Genomic DNA, 16,710 nt, shown 5'->3' on the forward strand with positions numbered 1-16,710 from the left:
CCGCTCAGAAGATCCCCTGGCCGGGGACGAGGATCCCCCGGGGGTCGTACCGGCGCCTGGCCGCCGCCAGGGCGGGCCACGCGGAGCCGAAGTGGGCGCGCCAGTCGGCGCGGCCGAAGGGGATGGAGCCGACCGGGTACTGGGTGCCGCCGGCCGCCCGGGTGGCCTCGAACGCAGCCCGGTTGGCGGCCAGGAGGCGGTCGACCGTCGCGGTGTCCTGCGGCGGGGTGGTGCGCAGCACGGCGAGCAGGTACGGGACCGGGTCCTGGCCGGCCCGCAGCAGGGGGCGGTGCAGGCGCTCGCGCAGCAGCGGGTAGAGCAGCACGACGCCGGGGCCCAGGTCGGCGGGCGTGAGCGCGTCGAGGATGCCCCCGGCCACGGCGGCGGCCTTGTCCCCGGGGATGAGCAGGTTGAGCCAGGGGTGGGCGAAGTCCCACAGGCCGGCGGCCTTGAGCGCCGCCACCGAGGCCGCGAGCCGGTCGAGGAAGGCGAAGTAGCCGAGGTCCTCGGTCTGCACGCCCGCGGTGTCGTGGTGCAGCCCCGCCAGCAGCGCTGCGTCGTCGGGCGCGGCGTCGTACGAGACCGCCTCCAGGACGTAGCCGCGGAACGCGCCGTTCGCGTCCGGGACGACCTGGCCCTCGACGTAACCGAACCGGCCGTCGGTGACCAGCAGTCGCTGGTCGGCGAGGAAGGTGCCGAGGTCGTGGTACGGCAGCAGGTAGTGCCGGACCGTCGTGGGGGCCTTCACCAGGCGCAGCGTGGCCGACACGATGACGGCGCACTGCCCCAGGCCCGCCAGCACCGCCTCGAACAGGTCCCGGTGCCGCGACGGGGAGCAGCGCAGCGACTCGCCCGCCCCGGTGACGACGTGCAGCTCGGTGACGTTGTCGACCTGGGCGCCGTGGTGGTGGCTCTGCCCGCCGAGTCCGCCCACGGACAGCGTGCCGCCGACGGAGAGTTCGAGGTAGTCGGTGAAGACGGGCGGCGTGAGCCCGTGCGCCAGGGTGGCCCTGGTGACCTCGCTCCACGTGGCCCCGGCGCCGACCGTGACGGTACGGCTGTGCGGTCCGACCGGGCCGATCCGTGCCAGGGGCGTGGTCTCGACGACCAGCCCGCCGTCGACCTGGGCCTGACCGAAGGTGCCGTGGCCCTGGCCGCGCGGCGCCACCTTCAGCCCGTGCCGGTTGCAGAAGCGCACCATGGCGACGACGTCGTCGACCGACCCCGGACGCAGCACCGCGACCGGCCTGCGGTGCACGATGTGCCCGAAGTCGTCCGCGGCGGCGCCGAGCGAGGCGTCGTCGGTGAACAGGGCCCCGTCCAGGTGGGGCAGCCCCACCGGCGTGCCGTCCGCCCGGTCCGCGGCCGTCGCGGCCACGGCCCAACTGCGGCCCACGGGGTCGAATCCGACGACCACGGCGCCCGCGGCCGTCGCCGCCGTCCGCAACATCGCGCGTCTGGACGGGAGGTGGGACATGCGCGCTCCCCCTGAACGGGTCGGTGGACACTGCAACAGTCCCGGATTCTAGGCCTGCTGCCCCCTCGTCAACCGCGACTCGTGGAATCCCGTGGGGCCACCGGCGACGCTAACCGACCCCATGGCGGGCGGCCCGCCGGGCGGGCCGCCCGGGTGATCATCCGAGCGACTTCCACCGGGGGTCGGTCGCCGCCTTCACGAGGGCGTCCATGGCGAGGGCGGGCGTGGTGCGCGTGGGGGGCCGGTGGTAGCCACCGGAGTTGAGTTCCGAGATGACGACCCGCAGCCCGTCGGGCCGCAGGGTGTCGGCCGTCCACTGCTGGATTCCGGCCCCGCCCTTGTCCCCCGCCCCTTGAGTGGTCTGCACCTTGGTGCCGTCGGGCAGGGTCTCGGGGTCGGAGAACTGCAGGTCCCCGAAGTCCTTCTCGGCCCAGTGCTGGACGTTGACCTCGACGAGCGTCGGCCCGTGGCCGTCGTCCACGGTGATGTGGGCGTAGCCGTCCTCCCCCACCGGCGCGGTGATCTTCAGGCCCGCCGGCATGACGGCCTTGAGGCGCTTGAGGATCTTCGTGCCGCTCGGCTCGGCGGAAACGGTCGTGTTCGAGGGCACCCTCGGCGGCGCGTGGAATGCGTCGAAGACGCCGTTCCACACCGGTGCCCGCACGAGTGCGCCGAGCTGCGCGGCGTCCAGCGGCGGGTTGTCCCTGCTGGTCTGCTTCGCCTTCTCCTCCGGGGCGTTCCACTCATTGGCCCAGATGCGACGTCCCTCGGCAGTGGTCAGGATGGCCTGCCAGTTCTTGGGGCCCTCGCGCTCGTCCTGGTACTCCCAGGTCTTGATGACCACCAGCACCGAGTGATCGGGCAGTTCGGTGCGCCGGCACGTCGTACCCTGCTTCATGAGCGCCAGGTCGGGGCACTCGGTCAGGTCCTGTCCCGACTGGTCGGCAAGGTCGAGGCCGACGGAGATCGTCGAAGCGCCGTGACCGTCGTCCCACACGACCTCGGCGAACGAGGAGGGCCGGGCGCGCGGATCGTCCCGCGGCCCCGCAGCCCGGCCGCTGAGAAACCCACCCTTGGGCAGCAGGCCTCCCAAGAGCCGGAGCAGCTTCTTCTGCTCGGCCGTCCTGCCGAAGTCCTCGGCGCTCCCACGCGTCGCCTGGAGGCCGCTCGGCGCCGAGGGGCCCGTATCCCCCGCCGTGCCGCCCGGCACGACCAGCGCCGCCGTCACACCCACCGCGGCCACGGCCGCGACGGTGCCGGCGACGGCGGCTGTGCGACGGCCGCGGATGCGGCGGCCCCGGGTGAGGCCGGCCGCGACGAGGGTGCGGCTGTCGGTGCTGAAGGTGTCGCCGGTGCGGCGCAGCGCGGCGCCGAGGTCGTCTTCGAAGGGCATGGTGAACCACCGTCCGAGGTGAAGGGAAAGGGAGGCGAAGTCAGTGGAGGGGTGCTGCGTCAGTGCGTGGAGACGAGTTCGGCCAGGCTGTCGCCGAGCAGTTCGCGGAGCCTGGCGAGGGCGCGGACCGACCGGGTGCGCACGGCGCTCGAGCTGACCCGCATCGCGTCGGCGGTCTCCTCGATGCTCCGGTCCTCCCAGTAGCGCAGGACCACGACCGCGCGGTCCTTCGGCGCCAGCCGGGCGAGCGCGTCCAGGAGGGTCAGTCGCAGCAGGGCCGTGTCGCTGTCGGAGCCGCCGGCGCCCGCGGGCACGTCGGGGAGCTCGCCCGTGGGGGACTCGTCGCTGCTGCGCCGCCGCCTGTGGCTGAGGAAGCTGCGGACGAGCACGGTCTGGGCGTACCCGGCGGGGTTGCCCACCCGGGACACCCGCCACCAGGTGACGTACAGCTTGCCGAGGGTCTCCTGCACGAGGTCCTCGGCGAGATGGGTGTCACCGCCGGTGAGCAGGCAGGCCGACCGGAAGAGATGGGCAGCGCGGGTCCTCGCGAAGTCCAGGAAGTCCTTCGTACGGTCCTCGTGCATGTCCCACCCCGTCGTCTTTCGGCGTCGCCTTCACCTCACTGACGTCGTGAGGGTGGGGAAATGTTGCACCGCCACAGCAAGAGCACGGGAAGCAGGAGCGGCAGCGCCGCCAGGGCGAACAGCGGCCCCGGCCCGGACCAGTGGGAGCCCAGGGCCCAGCAGCCGAAGAGCAGGAGCGATCCGGCCTCGGATCCCAGGCCCGCCAGGGAGGTGACCGTCGCACGGGTGCGGTCGGTGATGCGGTCCTGGAGGCGGGCGTCGGCGGCCGTCGTCGCCCAGTCCAGGAGGCCGAAGGCCGCGGCCACCAGTGCCAGGCCGGCCGGATGCGTGCCCGCCGCGCCCGCGGTCAGGCACACCACGGCGACGGCCGGTGCGAGCGGGGCCCAGCGGGTGCCGCGGCCGGCGAGCCAGCCGCCGGCCGTGGCCCCCGCGGTCACCAGGAGCACGAGCAGCGGGACGAAGGACGGCCGCACGCCCGTCGCCTGCGCGAGCAGCGGGACGTACTCGTCCAGCGCGGTCGCGCCGGCCACCAGGGAGACGACGGCCACCATGCGCCCGGCGCCGGGAGTGTGCCGGGCCTGGGCGAGGGCCTCGCGCAGCAGCCCGGCGTACGAGGCCGCGCCGCCGTCCTCGTCCGCACCGGCACCGCGTGCGCGGGGCTCCGGCAGCGCGAGGGCTGCCAGCGCGGTCAGCACGGTCACCGCGACGCTGACCAGCCCGACCGCTCGGTCGCCGCCGGCCGCGAGGAGCGGCCCCGCCAGCGCGGTCGCGGCCAGCGCCGCCGTGGTGCCCAGGGCCTGCGCCCGGCCGGTGAGGCGGGCGTACGCGTGGGCCGCGCCGACGCGGGTCAGCTCCTCGTGCACCAGGGCCTGCAGCGCCCCGGACCGCAGCGCGGACCCGGCGCCCCACAGGACGAACCCGGCGGCGAAGGACGCGTAGCACGGCCACAGGGTCCACAGCGTGAAGCCCGCCCCGGTCAGCAGCGGCGCGACGGTGAGCAGGGCACGCCGGGAGAAGCGGTCGGCCCACACGCCCGAGGGCACCTCGAGCAGGAACGCCGTGAGGGACCACACGGCGAAGAGCGAGGAGATCCCCGCCTCGGACAGCCCGGCGCCCGCGAAGAGCACCGCGTACACCGGGTAGAGCGGGATCAGGTCCTCGAGGAAGGCGTAGGCGTAGAGCCTGCGCGCCAGTGGGGACTCGGGTGAGGATCAATGTCGCCATGTCATGGGACGAGCGTAGCCGGGTACGAACCGGATGAGGAGGCGTTTTCCATGCGCATGGGACGGAGCGGGAACGAGCCCCTGCGGGCTCGCAGCGCACTGCGGATGCGGCTCGCACTCGCGGCCTTCGGGCTGGTCTGGGCGATCGCGGGAACGGTGCTCTTCGCCGACCTGGGGCGTACCGGGTGGGCCGTCTTCTTCGGGGTGCTGGCGCTCGCCGCGGGCACCGACCTGGTGGTGGTCGTCCGGCACATCCGCCAGGGCGCGCACTGGCAGCCGGGTCGCGATGTCCCGCCCTACGAACCGCTCCGCAAACGCTGAGCGCACGGCCGGACACGCACGGGCAGGCAAAGACCGAGGGCCCGGTGCTGATGCACCGGGCCCTCGGTTTCAGTAGCGGGGACAGGATTTGAACCTGCGACCTCTGGGTTATGAGCCCAGCGAGCTACCGAGCTGCTCCACCCCGCGTCGTTGAACGCAACCTTACGGGGTGTCGGCGCCAGGACCAAATCCATTCCCGGTCAGCCACCGCCAGCGGGGGATCTCGGCCACGACGGTGGCGGCCGCGAGGACCCCGACCAGCACCGCGACCGGGGCGGGCCAGGCCGCCCAGGAGGAGACGACGGCCGCTCCGAGCTGCAGCAGCACCAGCGCGACGGTCACCGCGCCCGGGACGGGGACGATCACCTGCGCCTTGTCGCCGGGGGTGGCGAACACCGTCGGCAGGCCGACGAGCACGACCACCGAGAGCGCGGCGAGCGGCCAGGAGTGCCCGGCCAGGGCCCACGGGGTCGCCACCCAGGCCACGAGTTCGGTGGTGAAGCGGAGGACGGAGGCGACGCGGCCGTCGGGCGCGGTGGTCCGGGAGGTCACGGCGTCACACTCCCATGGACCGGGCGCCCGGTAAATGCGTTGCCGGGGCCCCGGCACCGGCGTAGCTTCTGCTCCGGCCTGCCACCGTCCGATTGGAGAAGGCCGTTGCTCTTCTGAGGTCAGGGACACCGTGTCCGCGGCTCGCCGAACCGGCGTCCGCGCGGGCCCGTGTGCGACCTCGGCCGTGAGCAGCCGCCTGCGTGCAGCGCCCGCCTTCCGGTGTCCCCGTGTGCCGACCCGTCGTCATTCACGAGCACCCCGGAGGACCACATGGGACATCCCACGATCTCCATCACCTGCACCGACCTCTCCTTCGCCTGGCCGGACGGCACTCCCGTCCTGGACGGCTTCCAGCTCGCGGTCGGCCCCGGCCGCACCGGCCTCATCGGGCTCAACGGCTCGGGGAAGTCCACCCTGTTGCGGCTCTTCGCGGGCGAACTGACGCCCGTCGAAGGGACGGTTCGCGTCGCCGGCGAGGTCGGCTACCTGCCGCAGGACGTCGTCCTGGACACCGCGCTGCGGGTGGACGAGGCCCTGGGCATCGCGGACGCGCGGGCCGCGCTGCACGCCGTCGAGGCCGGAGACGTACGCGAGGAGAACTTCGCGGCGGTCGGCGACGACTGGGACGTGGAGGAGCGGGCCCGCGCCGGACTGGACGGCCTCGGGCTGGGTCACGTCGGCCTCGACCGGGTCGTCGGCGAACTGTCGGGCGGCGAGTGCGTCCTGCTGCGGCTGGCGGCCCTGCTGCTGCGCCGTCCGGACGTGCTGCTGCTCGACGAGCCGACCAACAACCTGGACCTGGCGGCCAGGCAGCGGCTCCACGAGGCGGTCGCGGCCTGGAACGGCGTGCTGGTGGTCGTCTCGCACGACCGCGAACTGCTCCGGCACGTGGACCGGATCGCCGAGCTGCGCGACGGCGGGGTCCGCTGGTACGGGGGCGACATCGCCGTCTACGAGGAGGCCCTGGCCGTCGAGCAGGAGGCCGCCGAGCGCATGCTGCGCGTCGCGGAGTCCGATGTGCGGCGGCAGAAGCGGGAGTTGGCCGAGGCCAACGTCAAACTGGCCCGCCGGGTGCGCTACGGGCAGAAGATGTACGACGCCAAGCGGGAGCCGCGTGCCGTGATGAAACTGCGCAAGCGCAGCGCCCAGGTGTCGGCGGGCAAGCACCGCGTGCTGCACACCGAGCGGCTGGCGGAGGCGAAGGAGCGGATGGACGAGGCCGTGGAGGCGGTGCGGGACGACGACGAGATCCGCGTCGACCTGCCGCACACCGCGGTCCCCGCCGGCCGGACCGTGCTGACGCTGCGTTCCCTGCGGACGGCGTACGGGGCACCGGCCGGTGACCTGGAGCTGCGCGGCCCGGAACGGATCGCGCTGGTCGGCCGGAACGGCGCAGGGAAGACGACGCTGCTGCGGACGATCACCGGCGAACTGCCCCCGGCGGCGGGCGAGGCGCAGGCGCACGTGCCGCTGCGCTTCCTGCCGCAGCGGCTGGACGTCCTGGACGACGAGCTGTCGGTCGTGGGCAACGTGGCGCGGTTCGCCCCGGAGGCCTCGGGCAACCGCATCCGCGCGTCGCTGGCCCGCTTCCTGTTCCGTGGGGGACGGGCCGACCAGGCGGCCGGTTCGCTGTCGGGCGGGGAGCGGTTCCGGGCCTCGCTCGCGGCGCTGATGCTCGCCCAGCCCTCGCCGCAGCTGCTGCTGCTCGACGAGCCGACGAACAGCCTGGACATGGCGAGCGTGCGGCAGCTGACGACGGCGCTGGCCTCCTACGAGGGGGCACTGGTCGTGGCGAGCCACGACCTGCCGTTCCTGCGGGGCATCGGCATCACGGGCTGGCTGCGGCTCGATGCCGACGGGCTCACCCGCGTCGAGCCGCTGTGACGGATGTGGCGCCGCTCCGGCGGCGGGGCTCCCCCCGGGGCCCCGCCGCCGGTGTCCGTGGGCCGCGTGGCGGCGTCAGCGGTACAGCTTGTTCACGGCGGTCCGGGTGGTCTTCTTGAAGGCCTTCAGCGGGATCCGGTCGAGGGTTCCCATCTGGCCCCACTCGACGACGGTGACGGTGCGGCCGTCGCGGCCGATCCCGTAGAGCCGGACGTTGTGCTCGGACTCGGGGGGCGCGACGTGCACGCCGTAGACGTGCGCGCCCTCCTCCACGTCGAGGGCGCCGAAGTCCTTCCAGTCGGCCTCCGAGCCCGGGTTCTGCTCCAGGAAGCGGCCGACGCACCCCCGCACGGACGCGCGGAGCTTGGCGGCCAGGTCACGCGCCGCCTTGGTGTTCTTGGCCGTGAAGGTGACCTGCTGGGCGTTGGTGTCCAGTTCGGTCCAGAACGAGCGGTGCGAGACGCCCTTGCGGGACAGGCCGCGCAGGGCGCAGGCGGTGCCGCCCTCGGGCAGCCCGCCGGTGACCCGGTCGGCGTACCAGGGCGAGAGGGGGTACGGCGGCAGTTCCTTCGGTGCGAGGAACCTCGGCGCCGCGGTGGGCGCGGCGGCCCCGGCCTCGGCGGAGCCGGCGGCGAGGAGCGAGGTGGCGGCGACCGCGGCCAGCGCGGTCACGGCGGCGCGGCGGGTGGGTGTGCGGTTCAAGGTGCTTCCCCCGTGGTCAGGTCGTGGACGAGGACCGTCGCCGAGCGGCGGCGGTACTGCACCTCAGCCTGCGCGGCGCCGTCACGACCCGGCAACAGCAGCGGCGGGTTCCGGGACGCCGGAACGGTTGCGCGTACCCTGGCCTGGGGAGACGTGAGCGCCCTGGAACGGGCGGCCGGGACACGGGAAGACGTCGGGGGCGCGGGACATGGGTGGTACGGCGGCGGGCAGCGAGCACTTCGCCCGGTATTTACGTGACCTGAAGGACCGTTCGGGGCTGAGCTACGGGCAGCTGGCGACCCGGCTCCACGTCAGCACGTCGACCCTGCACCGCTATTGCAACGGCGACGCCGTACCGGCCGACTACGCGGTCGTGGAACGCCTGGCGCGGTTGTGCGGCGCGGGTCCGGAGGAACTGGTCGAGCTGCACCGCCGGTGGGTGCTCGCGGACGCCGTCCGGCGGGTCGGCAACCGCGGCGGCGGCGGGGCGGTGGCCGAGCGCGACGAGAGCGGCAACGGGAGCGGAGACGGGGCAGCCGACCCGCCGGACGGCAGCGACGACGACGCCACCGGTGACGCCCCCGTCGGAAACGCGTCTGCGCCCGGCCCCGAGGCGGCCCCGCAGGCGCCCGCCGAACTCGACCCCATCGGCACCGTCCCGGCGCCGCGCCCGCGGCGCTCCTGGCGCCGCCGTCTGTCCCGGCCCGCCGTCGCCGGATCGGTGGCGGCGCTCGTGCTCACCGGCGCCGCGCTGGCGATGACCGACGGCACGGGCGGCGAGGGTCCGCCGGCCCACGCCGCGTCCTCGCCCTCCGCGCGCCCCGGCGGAGCGGGAGGCACACCGCCCTCGCCGGGTGGGACGGGCACGGTCCCGGCCTCGCCCGGCGCGTCCCCCTCCGGGCAGGCCTCGTCCACGAAGCCGTCGGCGAAGGCCACCGACACCGCTCCGCGCTCCCCCGGCGGCGGCACGGCTTCCCACGCCCCGGTGCCCGCGCGGCCTCTGGTCTGGAGCGTGCGCTCGCACGTCTGGGAGAACGGCTGCGGTCACGACTACCTCATCGACCGGCCCCCCGCGGACGTCCCTCCCCCGCCGGTCTCCCAGGACGCGCGCGCCTGGGCCACCGCCCTCGGCGCCGTGCACGGCGGTACGACCATCGTCGAGGCCACGATCCGGGGGCGCGGGTCGACGCCCGTGGTGGTGCAGGCCCTGCACATCCGCGTCGTCGAACGCCGCGACCCGCTGCGCTGGTCGTCGTACTCGATGGACAACGGCTGCGGTGGAGCGCTGACCCCCGCGGAGTACGCGGTGGACCTCGACGCCGCGCGTCCGCAGCCGCGGCCGCGGGACGGCTCCGACAGCGAGCACGTCCTTCCCGCGGTCCGCCTCCCCTACCAGGTCTCCGCACAGGATCCGCTGGTGCTCAGGGTGCACGCCCGCACGGTGCGCTGCGACTGCGACTGGTTCCTCGAGCTGGAGTGGAGCGCCGGCGGCCTGACGGACACGGTCCGCATCGACGACGGCGGGCGCCCCTTCCGCACCAGCGGCGTCAAGGGCCGCCCCGAGTACGGTTACTGGTCCTCCGGAGGCTGGACCCGCAACTAGGCTCCGCGCCCGGTCCCGACGCCCGGCCCCCGTGCCCGTCCCGCGTCCCCCGCTCCGGGACGTGGCGAAGGGCCCCACCCTCCCCGTGCAGGGTGGGGACCCTCTCCCCCGTTTCCCGTCGGCCGCATCCCTCGCGGTCAGAGGCCGAACGGCCAGATGAGGCCCTTGTTCATGGTGATGAGCACGACCAGCACCATCAGGTCGGCCGCGCCGAGCACCAGGCCGAGGATCGCCCGGACGGGACGCCGGGTGCCCCGGACGAGCGCGACGCCACCGAGGATCAGGGCGAAGGGGCCGAGCACGATGTTGAAGGCCAGCAGGCCGACCAGGCCCAGCACGAACGAGGCGACGGCCATGCCGTCGGAGCCGTCCGAGCCCGACCAGGCTTCCTTGGCGCGCAGTTCGCGCTCACGGGCGGGTACGTAGGAGTCCATGGATGGGTTCCCCCCTGGGAGACGTGGGGTCAGCGGTGGCGGTGGTGCCCGACGCGCTCGCGGACGTAGAACGTGAGCAGCCAGACACCGACCACGCCCGCGGCGACAAGGAATACGGGGAACGAGGTGTACGAGACGGTGCCCAGGAGGATCCCCATGGCGACCAGGACGACGAGGAGGGTCACGGACGTGTGCCTTTCTCGGTTGCCGGATGGCACTGCGGGCTGCGGACGACGTCACAGCTCAGTGAACAACTGGAATAACAGTTGTTCACTGAGTCGGTACTCTACTCTCGCGCAACTCGGCGAACGGCTGTTTACTGGATGACATGAGTCACACCCTCGGGGTCCGTGAGGCCCAGAAGCAGCAGACCCGGCGGGCCCTCCTCGACGCGGGCCTGCGCCTGTTGGAGAACCAGAGCCTGAGCAGCCTGGGGCTGCGCGAGGTCACCCGCGAAGTGGGGGTCGCGCCCGCCGGGTTCTACCGGCACTTCCGCGACATGGGCGATCTCGGAGTGGCCCTGGTCGCCGAGTCGCTGGGCAGTCTGCACGCGATGATCCGGGCGATCCTGGCCGAGCAGGACGACGCCGAGGAGGTCATCGCCCGCTCCGTCCGCGTCATCACCCTGCACGTGCGCGGCCACCGCTCGCACATCCGCTTCATCGCCCGCGAGCGGCACGGCGGGGTGCAGGCCGTCCGCGAGGCCATCGCCGCCGAACTCTCGCTCTTCGCCGACGAAGTGGCCGAGGCGCTCGGCGCGCAGCCCGTCTCGCACGGCTGGACGGCCGAGGACGTACGCATGCTCGCCGAGCTGTACGTGGACCGCATGCTGATGACGGCGATCGCCTTCATGGAGGCGCCGGCCGACGACGCCGCGGCCGAGGGGAACATCGCGGAGCGGGCCCGCAAGGAGCTCTACCTGATCCACCTGGGACGTCGGCACTGGCTGGACGCCTGAGGGCGAATTGACACTTGCGTGGACCCACCATCTAGGGTGGCCGCATGGCTTTCGCACTCTTTAGGCGCAATCGGACGGCCAACGGCACCACGAATCCCGCTCTGTTGCCACCGATCGCCAGGGGCGCGGGACTGATCAGCTGTCAGGTGCTCGACCCCGCGGGCCGGCCGATGGGCGGAGCCGAGGTCACCGTGTCCGACGCCCGCACCCACCGCACGCAGGTGCGGGCGATCAGCGACCCGTACGGGACGTTCCTCGCCACCCTGCCGCCCGGGCACCACTCCGTGATGATCAGCGCGGACGGCATGCGGCCCTACCGGGGCACGGTGGAGATCGCGGAGGGACTCCAGTCCCCCATCGGCACGGTGCGGTTGGCGCCCGCACCGGGACTCGAACTGCCGCCGCCGGGCACCTGGTTCTTCGACCCGCCGCACACGGCCGTCCGGTTCATCGCCAAGCACGTCGGCATGGCCCATGTGCACGGCCGTTTCGACCGCTTCGAGGGCGGCATACGCGTCGCGGAACGCATGGAGGACTCCCACGTCGAGATCACCATCGACGCCGCGAGCATCAACACCGGCAACCGGACCCGGGACGACCACCTGCGCTCCGGCGACTTCCTGGACGTGGCCGCCCATCCCTGGATCCGCTTCGCGAGCGACCGCTTCGTGCACCAGGGCGGTTCGCGGTGGGCCGTGCACGGCCACCTCAGCATGCACGGCACCAGCCGCTCGGTCACCCTGGACACCGACTACCTGGGCATGGCGACCGGCGGCTACGGCGAGGAGCTGCGCTGCGCCGCCCTCGCCACCGCCGAACTGCACCGCGACGACTACACCCTCAACTGGCAGAGCATGCTGGCGCGGGGCATCGCGGTGGTGGGCCCGACCATCAAGCTGGAACTCGACGTCCAGGCCATGTTCTCCAGCCACGACACCCCGACACCACCGGAGTAGCGCCGCGCGCGCCCTCAGCCCGCGGAGGGCACCGGTGTGATGACGGCGAAGGCCGCGCCCTGCGGGTCGACGACCTGGCCGAAGCGCCCGACCTCCGGCATGTCCATCGCGGGGACGCGGATCGTGCCGCCGGCCTCGACGGCCTTGGCGAGCGTGGCGTCGCAGTCGGCCACCGCGAAGTACGGCAGCCAGTGCCCGCCGGCGCCCGCGGCCAGCATCTCCTCGTCGAGCTGCATGACGCCGCCGTGGGCGTCGCTCTCGCCGCCGCCCGCAGGGGAGACCATGGTGTAGACGTTGCCGGGCATCTGGGAGTCCTCGGTCTTCCACTCGAAGACCGAGCGGTAGAAGGCCAGCGCCGCGGGCGCGTCGGTGGTGTAGAGCTCGGTCCAGTACAGGGAGCCGGGCTCGTTGACGACGTCCAGGCCCTTGTTGGCGCCCGGCTGCCACACGCAGAACCGGGCCCCGGTCGGATCGGCGTACGCCGCCATCCGCCCGAGGTCGAAGACGTCCATGGGGGAGAACCGCACGCCGCCCCCCGCCTGTTCGACGGACTTGGTGGTGGCGTCGGCGTCGGCCGTCTGGAAGAACGGCTCCCAAGCGGCGGCGGTGACGCCGGGTTCGTTGTTCGGGCCGATGCCCGCGACGGTCCGGTCGCCGGTACGGAACATGCCGTAGCCGCCGGCCTCCGGTCCGGCCGAGAGGAAGTCCCAGCCGAAGACCTCTCGGTAGTAGGCCACCGAGGCCTCGACGTCGGGAGTGCCCAGGTCGAGCCAGTTGGGGGCGCCGGGAACGTAGTTGGTGCTGAGCATGGTGTGCTCCTTCGACGGGGGTGTTGTGCCCTGGTCGCTCCCAGTCTTGCAGCGGGCACTGACAGTGGCCCCGTACCGCTCCGTCAGCTCTGCCGTGGCTGGCTGGTGATGACCGCGAACAGCGCGCCGAAGGGGTCCGCGAGGTGCGCGAAGCGCCCGACGCCCTCGGCGTGCTGCGGCGCCATGACCACCGTCCCGCCGAGCTGCCCGGCCTTGGCGACGACCTCGTCGGCGTCCTCGACCTCGAAGTAGGGCAGCCACCGCGGGGTGACGCCGGCGGCCCTCATCTCCTCGGTGATCTCCACGATGCCGCCCAGGGACGCCTCCCGGCCGCCGCCCGAGGTCGACAGCACGGCGTAGCGGGTGGTGCCCAGCGGCACGTCCTGCGCCTGCCACTCGAAGACCACGCCGTAGAAGGCGCCGGCCGCGGCGGCGTCCGGCGCGTACAGCTCCGCCCACCCGAGGCTGCCCGGCTCGGTGACCACGTCGAGGCCCTTGGTGTCGCGGGGCTGCCACACGGCGAACTCCGCTCCCCCGGGGTCGGTGAAACCGGCCATCCGGCCGTTGCTGAAGACGTCGAAGGGCGCGAAGCGGACCGTGCCGCCGGCCTGCTCGACCGCCTTGGCGGTGGCGTCGGCGTCGGCCGTCTGGAAGTACAGCGTCCAGGAGGACCGCATGCCCTCCTCGCTGAGCGGCCCGAACGCGGCCACGGTCTTCCCGCCGAGACGGAAGAAGCCGTAGCCGCCGGCCTCGGGCCCGAGCGACTGTGCGTCCCAGGCGAAGAGCCCGGTGTAGAAGGAGACCGCCGCCCCGAGGTCCGGGCTGCCCAGGTCGATCCAGTTCGGGGCGCCGTTGACGTACTGGGTGGTGAGCATGGCGGTCTCCTTGGCCTGCGTGCGTGCCCGGTGCTGCCGTGGTCCCGGTGTCCGTCCTCAGTCTGGCACCGGTGCCCGGCTCGCGCCGGGCGGCGTCACTTCCCCTGGGTGAACGCGTCGTAGGCCTTGAGCACGTCGTCCGTGGGGCCGTCCATCCGCAGCGTGCCGTGCTCCAGCCAGATGGCGCGGTCGCAGGTGTCGCGGATCGACTTGTTGTTGTGGCTGACCAGGAAGACGGTGCCGGCCTCCTTGCGCAGCTCGCGGATCCGCGCCTCGGAGCGCTTGCGGAACCGGTTGTCGCCGGTGGCGAGCGCCTCGTCGATCATCAGGACGTCGTGGCTCCTGGCCGCGGCGATCGAGAAGCGCAGCCGGGCCGCCATGCCGGAGGAGTAGGTCCGCATCGGGAGGGAGATGAAGTCGCCCTTCTCGTTGATGCCGGAGAACTCGACGATCGAGTCGTAGCGCTGCCGCACCTCGTCCTGCGACATCCCCATCGCGAGGCCGCCGAGCATGATGTTGCGCTCGCCGGTCAGGTCGTTCATCAGGGCGGCGTTCACGCCGAGCAGCGAGGGCTGCCCCTGGGTGTAGACCTTGCCGCTCTCCGCGGGCAGCAGCCCCGCGACCGCCTTGAGGAGGGTCGACTTGCCCGAGCCGTTGGAGCCGATCAGCCCGATCGACTCGCCCCGGTAGGCGGTGAAGCTCACGCCGCGCACGGCGTGCACCTTGCGGACGTTCGGGTTGCCTCCCTTGCGGCGGACCAGCCGCGACAGGGCGTTGACCGCGGTGCCGCGGCCGGCCCCGGCGCCGTGCACCCGGTACACGATGTGCAGGTCGTCCACGATCACGGTGGGGATGCGCTCAGCCACGGCCGTACCTCTCCTCAGCCTTCCAGAACCACACGAAGCCCCCGACACCCATGACCAGGGCCCAGCCCAGGGCGACCGCCCACACGTGGGGCGGCAGCTGCTCGGAGGTGAAACTGTCGATCAGCGCGAAGCGCATCAGGTCGATGTAGACCGCCGCCGGGTTCAGACCGAGCAGGATCTTCACGGCCTGCGGCGCGTGCGCCGCCACGTGGCTGATGCTGTACATGACACCGGAGGTGTACATCCAGGTCCGCAGGATGAACGGCATCAACTGCGCGAGGTCGGTCATCTTGCTGCCGAGCCGCGCCATCACCAGCGCCAGGCCCGCGTTGAACACCGACTGCAGGATCAGCGCCGGGATCGCGAGCAGCCAGGACGGCCTCGGCACCTCGCCGGTCATCAGCACGATGGCGAAGAGCACGAGCATCGACATCAGCAACTGCTGCAGCTGCATGATCGTCTGCGCGATCGGCAGGCTGGCGCGGGGGAAGTGCAGGGCCCGCACCAGGCCGAGGTTGCCCGAGATCGCACGCACGCCCGCCATCACCGAGGACTGGGTGAAGGTGTAGACGAAGATGCCGGTGACCAGGAACGCGATGTAGTTGTCCACGCCGCGGTCGGTGCCCAGCAGCAGGCCGAAGATCAGGTAGTACACCGCCGCGTTGAGCAGCGGGGTCAGCACCTGCCACAGTTGGCCCAGGCGCGCCCGCGTGTACTGCGCCGACACACGGGCCGTGGCGTACGAGGTGATGAAGTGCCGGCGTCCCCACAGCTGCCGCACGTAGGCGCCCAGACCGGGACGGGCCCCGCTCACCGTGAGGCCGTACTTGGCCGCCAGCTCTGCGGGGGACGGCGCCGGAGCGCCGGGCGGCGCGGGCGCCGCTGAGGAGGACTCGATGTCAAGGCTCACGAGGGGGGCGCTTCCGTTCGGGGGGTGAGGCGCAAGGGGGGGTGGTTGTGCGCCGACGGAACGAGACCGTATCGTCGTTACCAGGACGTTAGACCACACGAGCGTTGGAACGCAACCGTTCCGTCCCGTCGTCGCGTAGGCTGCCGGACATGGCACCGGACACCGCACCCCCACGACGCGCCCCCGCCGGGGCGGCTGTGCTCCGAGACGATGTCACGGAGGCGATCCGGGCGGCCGTCTTCGAGGAGCTCGCCGCGGTCGGGTACGGCCGGATGTCCATCGAGGGCATCGCACGGCGCGCGGGCGTGGGCAAGGCCGCGGTCTACCGGCGCTGGCGTTCCAAGCTGCCGCTCGTCCTCGACGTGGTCTCCGCCGTCGCGGCGCTCGGCGTGCCGGCGCCCGCCACGGGCAGCCTGCCGGGCGACATCCGGATGCTGCTGGAGGTGACGGCGCGGGCGCTGCGGCACCCCGTCGCCTCGCAGATCATCCCCGACCTGCTGGCGGAGGCCTCGCGCAACCCGGAGATCGCCGAGACCCTGCAGTCGGCGCTGCGCAACACCCAGCGCGGCATCGCCACCGCCATCGTCGAGGCCGCGGTCGAACGCGGCGAGCTCCCCGCCGGCACGGACTGCGACCTCGCGCTCGACCTCATGGCCGGCCCCCTCTACTGGCGCCTCGCGGTCCTCCGCTCCCCCCTCACCCCCCGCTACCTCGACCGTCTCGCCGCCGCCACGGCCGCGGCCCTGGCGGCGTCGGCCTGACGCCCGCGCGTGCCGGGCTCCAGGTAGACCTGGCCCAGGGGACTGTGGCGCAGTCGCCGGACCTCGAGGTCCGTGATCGACGCGGCTGCGTCCTGGTCGGCCTGGTCACGGGCCGCGGCTCGCCCCATCGCGGCGGCCACGGCGGCGCCGGCTCCCTCCTTGGTGTCGTCGACGACGTAGTAGTGCCAGGTCTCGCCGCTGCGGGCCGCGCTGCGGCGCAGGCCCACGAGCCACTGGTCCGCGCAGGTCGCGGGGCCGGCCGGGTGCTGCCGGTCGATGGTGGTGTGCATGCCTTCTGCTCCCCTGGATCAGTCGGCCACCCGGGGGTGGTGGGCGGCCGGGGCCGCCCGCCGGCTCGGTGCGGTCGGCGGGCGGCCTCGTGGCGGTCGCGTCCCGTGCGGG

The 16,710-nt window shown here is 73.2% G+C and carries 19 protein-coding genes and 1 tRNA gene; 6 read left to right on the top strand and 14 right to left on the bottom strand.

Annotation, left to right across the window (positions count from 1 at the left end):
- Positions 1-4: 4 nt before the first annotated feature.
- The 4 genes from ACFV3E_RS14430 to ACFV3E_RS14445 form a co-directional block, all read right to left on the bottom strand.
- On the bottom strand, positions 5-1,477 hold the full coding sequence (locus tag ACFV3E_RS14430) for an FAD-binding protein (protein WP_500534983.1): 1,473 nt from the start codon (positions 1,475-1,477) through the stop codon (positions 5-7).
- A 157-nt stretch (positions 1,478-1,634) separates the two neighbouring features.
- Positions 1,635-2,870, bottom strand: a complete 1,236-nt coding sequence (locus ACFV3E_RS14435; RefSeq protein WP_500534984.1) for a hypothetical protein — start codon at positions 2,868-2,870, stop codon at positions 1,635-1,637.
- 59 nt (positions 2,871-2,929) lie between these two features.
- A complete protein-coding gene (locus tag ACFV3E_RS14440; RefSeq protein ID WP_500534985.1) occupies positions 2,930-3,454 on the bottom strand; it encodes a SigE family RNA polymerase sigma factor in 525 nt (174 codons plus the stop codon).
- A gap of 35 nt (positions 3,455-3,489) precedes the next feature.
- Complete coding sequence (locus ACFV3E_RS14445) at positions 3,490-4,590, bottom strand: MFS transporter (protein WP_500534986.1); 1,101 nt, start codon at positions 4,588-4,590, stop codon at positions 3,490-3,492.
- Positions 4,591-4,728: 138 nt separating this feature from the next.
- On the opposite strand from ACFV3E_RS14445, the gene ACFV3E_RS14450 reads away from it, so the two are divergent.
- Entirely contained in the window at positions 4,729-4,998 is a 270-nt protein-coding gene (locus tag ACFV3E_RS14450; RefSeq protein ID WP_500534987.1) for a DUF6343 family protein, read from the top strand.
- A gap of 73 nt (positions 4,999-5,071) precedes the next feature.
- On the opposite strand, the gene ACFV3E_RS14455 is transcribed toward ACFV3E_RS14450, so the two are convergent.
- Together ACFV3E_RS14455 and ACFV3E_RS14460 are read right to left on the bottom strand one after the other, a co-directional pair.
- A tRNA-Met gene (locus ACFV3E_RS14455) sits at positions 5,072-5,145 on the bottom strand.
- Between the two features lie 15 nt (positions 5,146-5,160).
- Positions 5,161-5,550, bottom strand: a complete 390-nt coding sequence (locus tag ACFV3E_RS14460) for a hypothetical protein (RefSeq protein ID WP_499515153.1) — start codon at positions 5,548-5,550, stop codon at positions 5,161-5,163.
- Between the two features lie 270 nt (positions 5,551-5,820).
- Here ACFV3E_RS14460 and ACFV3E_RS14465 point away from each other — a divergent pair, with 270 nt between their 5' ends.
- Positions 5,821-7,434, top strand: a complete 1,614-nt coding sequence (locus tag ACFV3E_RS14465; RefSeq protein ID WP_500534988.1) for an ABC-F family ATP-binding cassette domain-containing protein — start codon at positions 5,821-5,823, stop codon at positions 7,432-7,434.
- Between the two features lie 75 nt (positions 7,435-7,509).
- Here ACFV3E_RS14465 and ACFV3E_RS14470 read toward each other — a convergent pair whose 3' ends face one another.
- Positions 7,510-8,136, bottom strand: a complete 627-nt coding sequence (locus tag ACFV3E_RS14470; protein ID WP_500534989.1) for a hypothetical protein — start codon at positions 8,134-8,136, stop codon at positions 7,510-7,512.
- Between the two features lie 208 nt (positions 8,137-8,344).
- On the opposite strand from ACFV3E_RS14470, the gene ACFV3E_RS14475 reads away from it, so the two are divergent.
- Positions 8,345-9,739, top strand: a complete 1,395-nt coding sequence (locus ACFV3E_RS14475) for a helix-turn-helix domain-containing protein (RefSeq protein ID WP_500534990.1) — start codon at positions 8,345-8,347, stop codon at positions 9,737-9,739.
- Between the two features lie 137 nt (positions 9,740-9,876).
- Here ACFV3E_RS14475 and ACFV3E_RS14480 read toward each other — a convergent pair whose 3' ends face one another.
- Positions 9,877-10,173, bottom strand: coding sequence for a DUF4190 domain-containing protein (locus ACFV3E_RS14480; RefSeq protein ID WP_500534991.1), 297 nt, complete (start codon positions 10,171-10,173; stop codon positions 9,877-9,879).
- A gap of 29 nt (positions 10,174-10,202) precedes the next feature.
- Positions 10,203-10,358, bottom strand: coding sequence for a hypothetical protein (locus ACFV3E_RS14485; protein ID WP_500534992.1), 156 nt, complete (start codon positions 10,356-10,358; stop codon positions 10,203-10,205).
- A gap of 143 nt (positions 10,359-10,501) precedes the next feature.
- On the opposite strand from ACFV3E_RS14485, the gene ACFV3E_RS14490 reads away from it, so the two are divergent.
- A complete protein-coding gene (locus ACFV3E_RS14490) occupies positions 10,502-11,131 on the top strand; it encodes a TetR family transcriptional regulator (RefSeq protein ID WP_500534993.1) in 630 nt (209 codons plus the stop codon).
- A 44-nt stretch (positions 11,132-11,175) separates the two neighbouring features.
- The gene (locus ACFV3E_RS14495) at positions 11,176-12,087 is read left to right on the top strand and encodes a YceI family protein (protein WP_500534994.1); all 912 of its coding nucleotides are present in this window, start codon (positions 11,176-11,178) and stop codon (positions 12,085-12,087) included.
- A gap of 14 nt (positions 12,088-12,101) precedes the next feature.
- Here ACFV3E_RS14495 and ACFV3E_RS14500 read toward each other — a convergent pair whose 3' ends face one another.
- The 4 genes from ACFV3E_RS14500 to ACFV3E_RS14515 all read right to left on the bottom strand — a co-directional run bounded on the left by ACFV3E_RS14500 (position 12,102) and on the right by ACFV3E_RS14515 (position 15,547).
- Positions 12,102-12,896 carry a VOC family protein gene (locus ACFV3E_RS14500; RefSeq protein WP_500534995.1) on the bottom strand — a complete coding sequence of 265 codons (795 nt, stop codon included), beginning with the start codon at positions 12,894-12,896 and terminating at the stop codon, positions 12,102-12,104.
- 83 nt (positions 12,897-12,979) lie between these two features.
- Complete coding sequence (locus tag ACFV3E_RS14505; RefSeq protein ID WP_500534996.1) at positions 12,980-13,771, bottom strand: VOC family protein; 792 nt, start codon at positions 13,769-13,771, stop codon at positions 12,980-12,982.
- 95 nt (positions 13,772-13,866) lie between these two features.
- Positions 13,867-14,637, bottom strand: a complete 771-nt coding sequence (locus ACFV3E_RS14510) for an ABC transporter ATP-binding protein (protein ID WP_500364284.1) — start codon at positions 14,635-14,637, stop codon at positions 13,867-13,869.
- The gene (locus ACFV3E_RS14515; protein WP_500364286.1) at positions 14,630-15,547 is read right to left on the bottom strand and encodes an ABC transporter permease; all 918 of its coding nucleotides are present in this window, start codon (positions 15,545-15,547) and stop codon (positions 14,630-14,632) included. The genes ACFV3E_RS14510 and ACFV3E_RS14515 overlap by 8 nt, the downstream gene beginning before the upstream one ends.
- A gap of 149 nt (positions 15,548-15,696) precedes the next feature.
- Here ACFV3E_RS14515 and ACFV3E_RS14520 point away from each other — a divergent pair, with 149 nt between their 5' ends.
- Positions 15,697-16,308: a TetR/AcrR family transcriptional regulator gene (locus ACFV3E_RS14520; RefSeq protein ID WP_500534997.1), complete on the top strand. Its 612-nt coding sequence runs from the start codon at positions 15,697-15,699 to the stop codon at positions 16,306-16,308.
- Here ACFV3E_RS14520 and ACFV3E_RS14525 read toward each other — a convergent pair.
- Entirely contained in the window at positions 16,254-16,598 is a 345-nt protein-coding gene (locus tag ACFV3E_RS14525) for a hypothetical protein (RefSeq protein ID WP_500534998.1), read from the bottom strand. The genes ACFV3E_RS14520 and ACFV3E_RS14525 overlap by 55 nt on opposite strands.
- Positions 16,599-16,710 lie beyond the last annotated feature (112 nt).

This window comes from Streptomyces sp. NPDC059718, from assembly GCF_042733315.1.
In the GTDB taxonomy this organism is placed as follows: Bacteria; Actinomycetota; Actinomycetes; order Streptomycetales; family Streptomycetaceae; genus Actinacidiphila.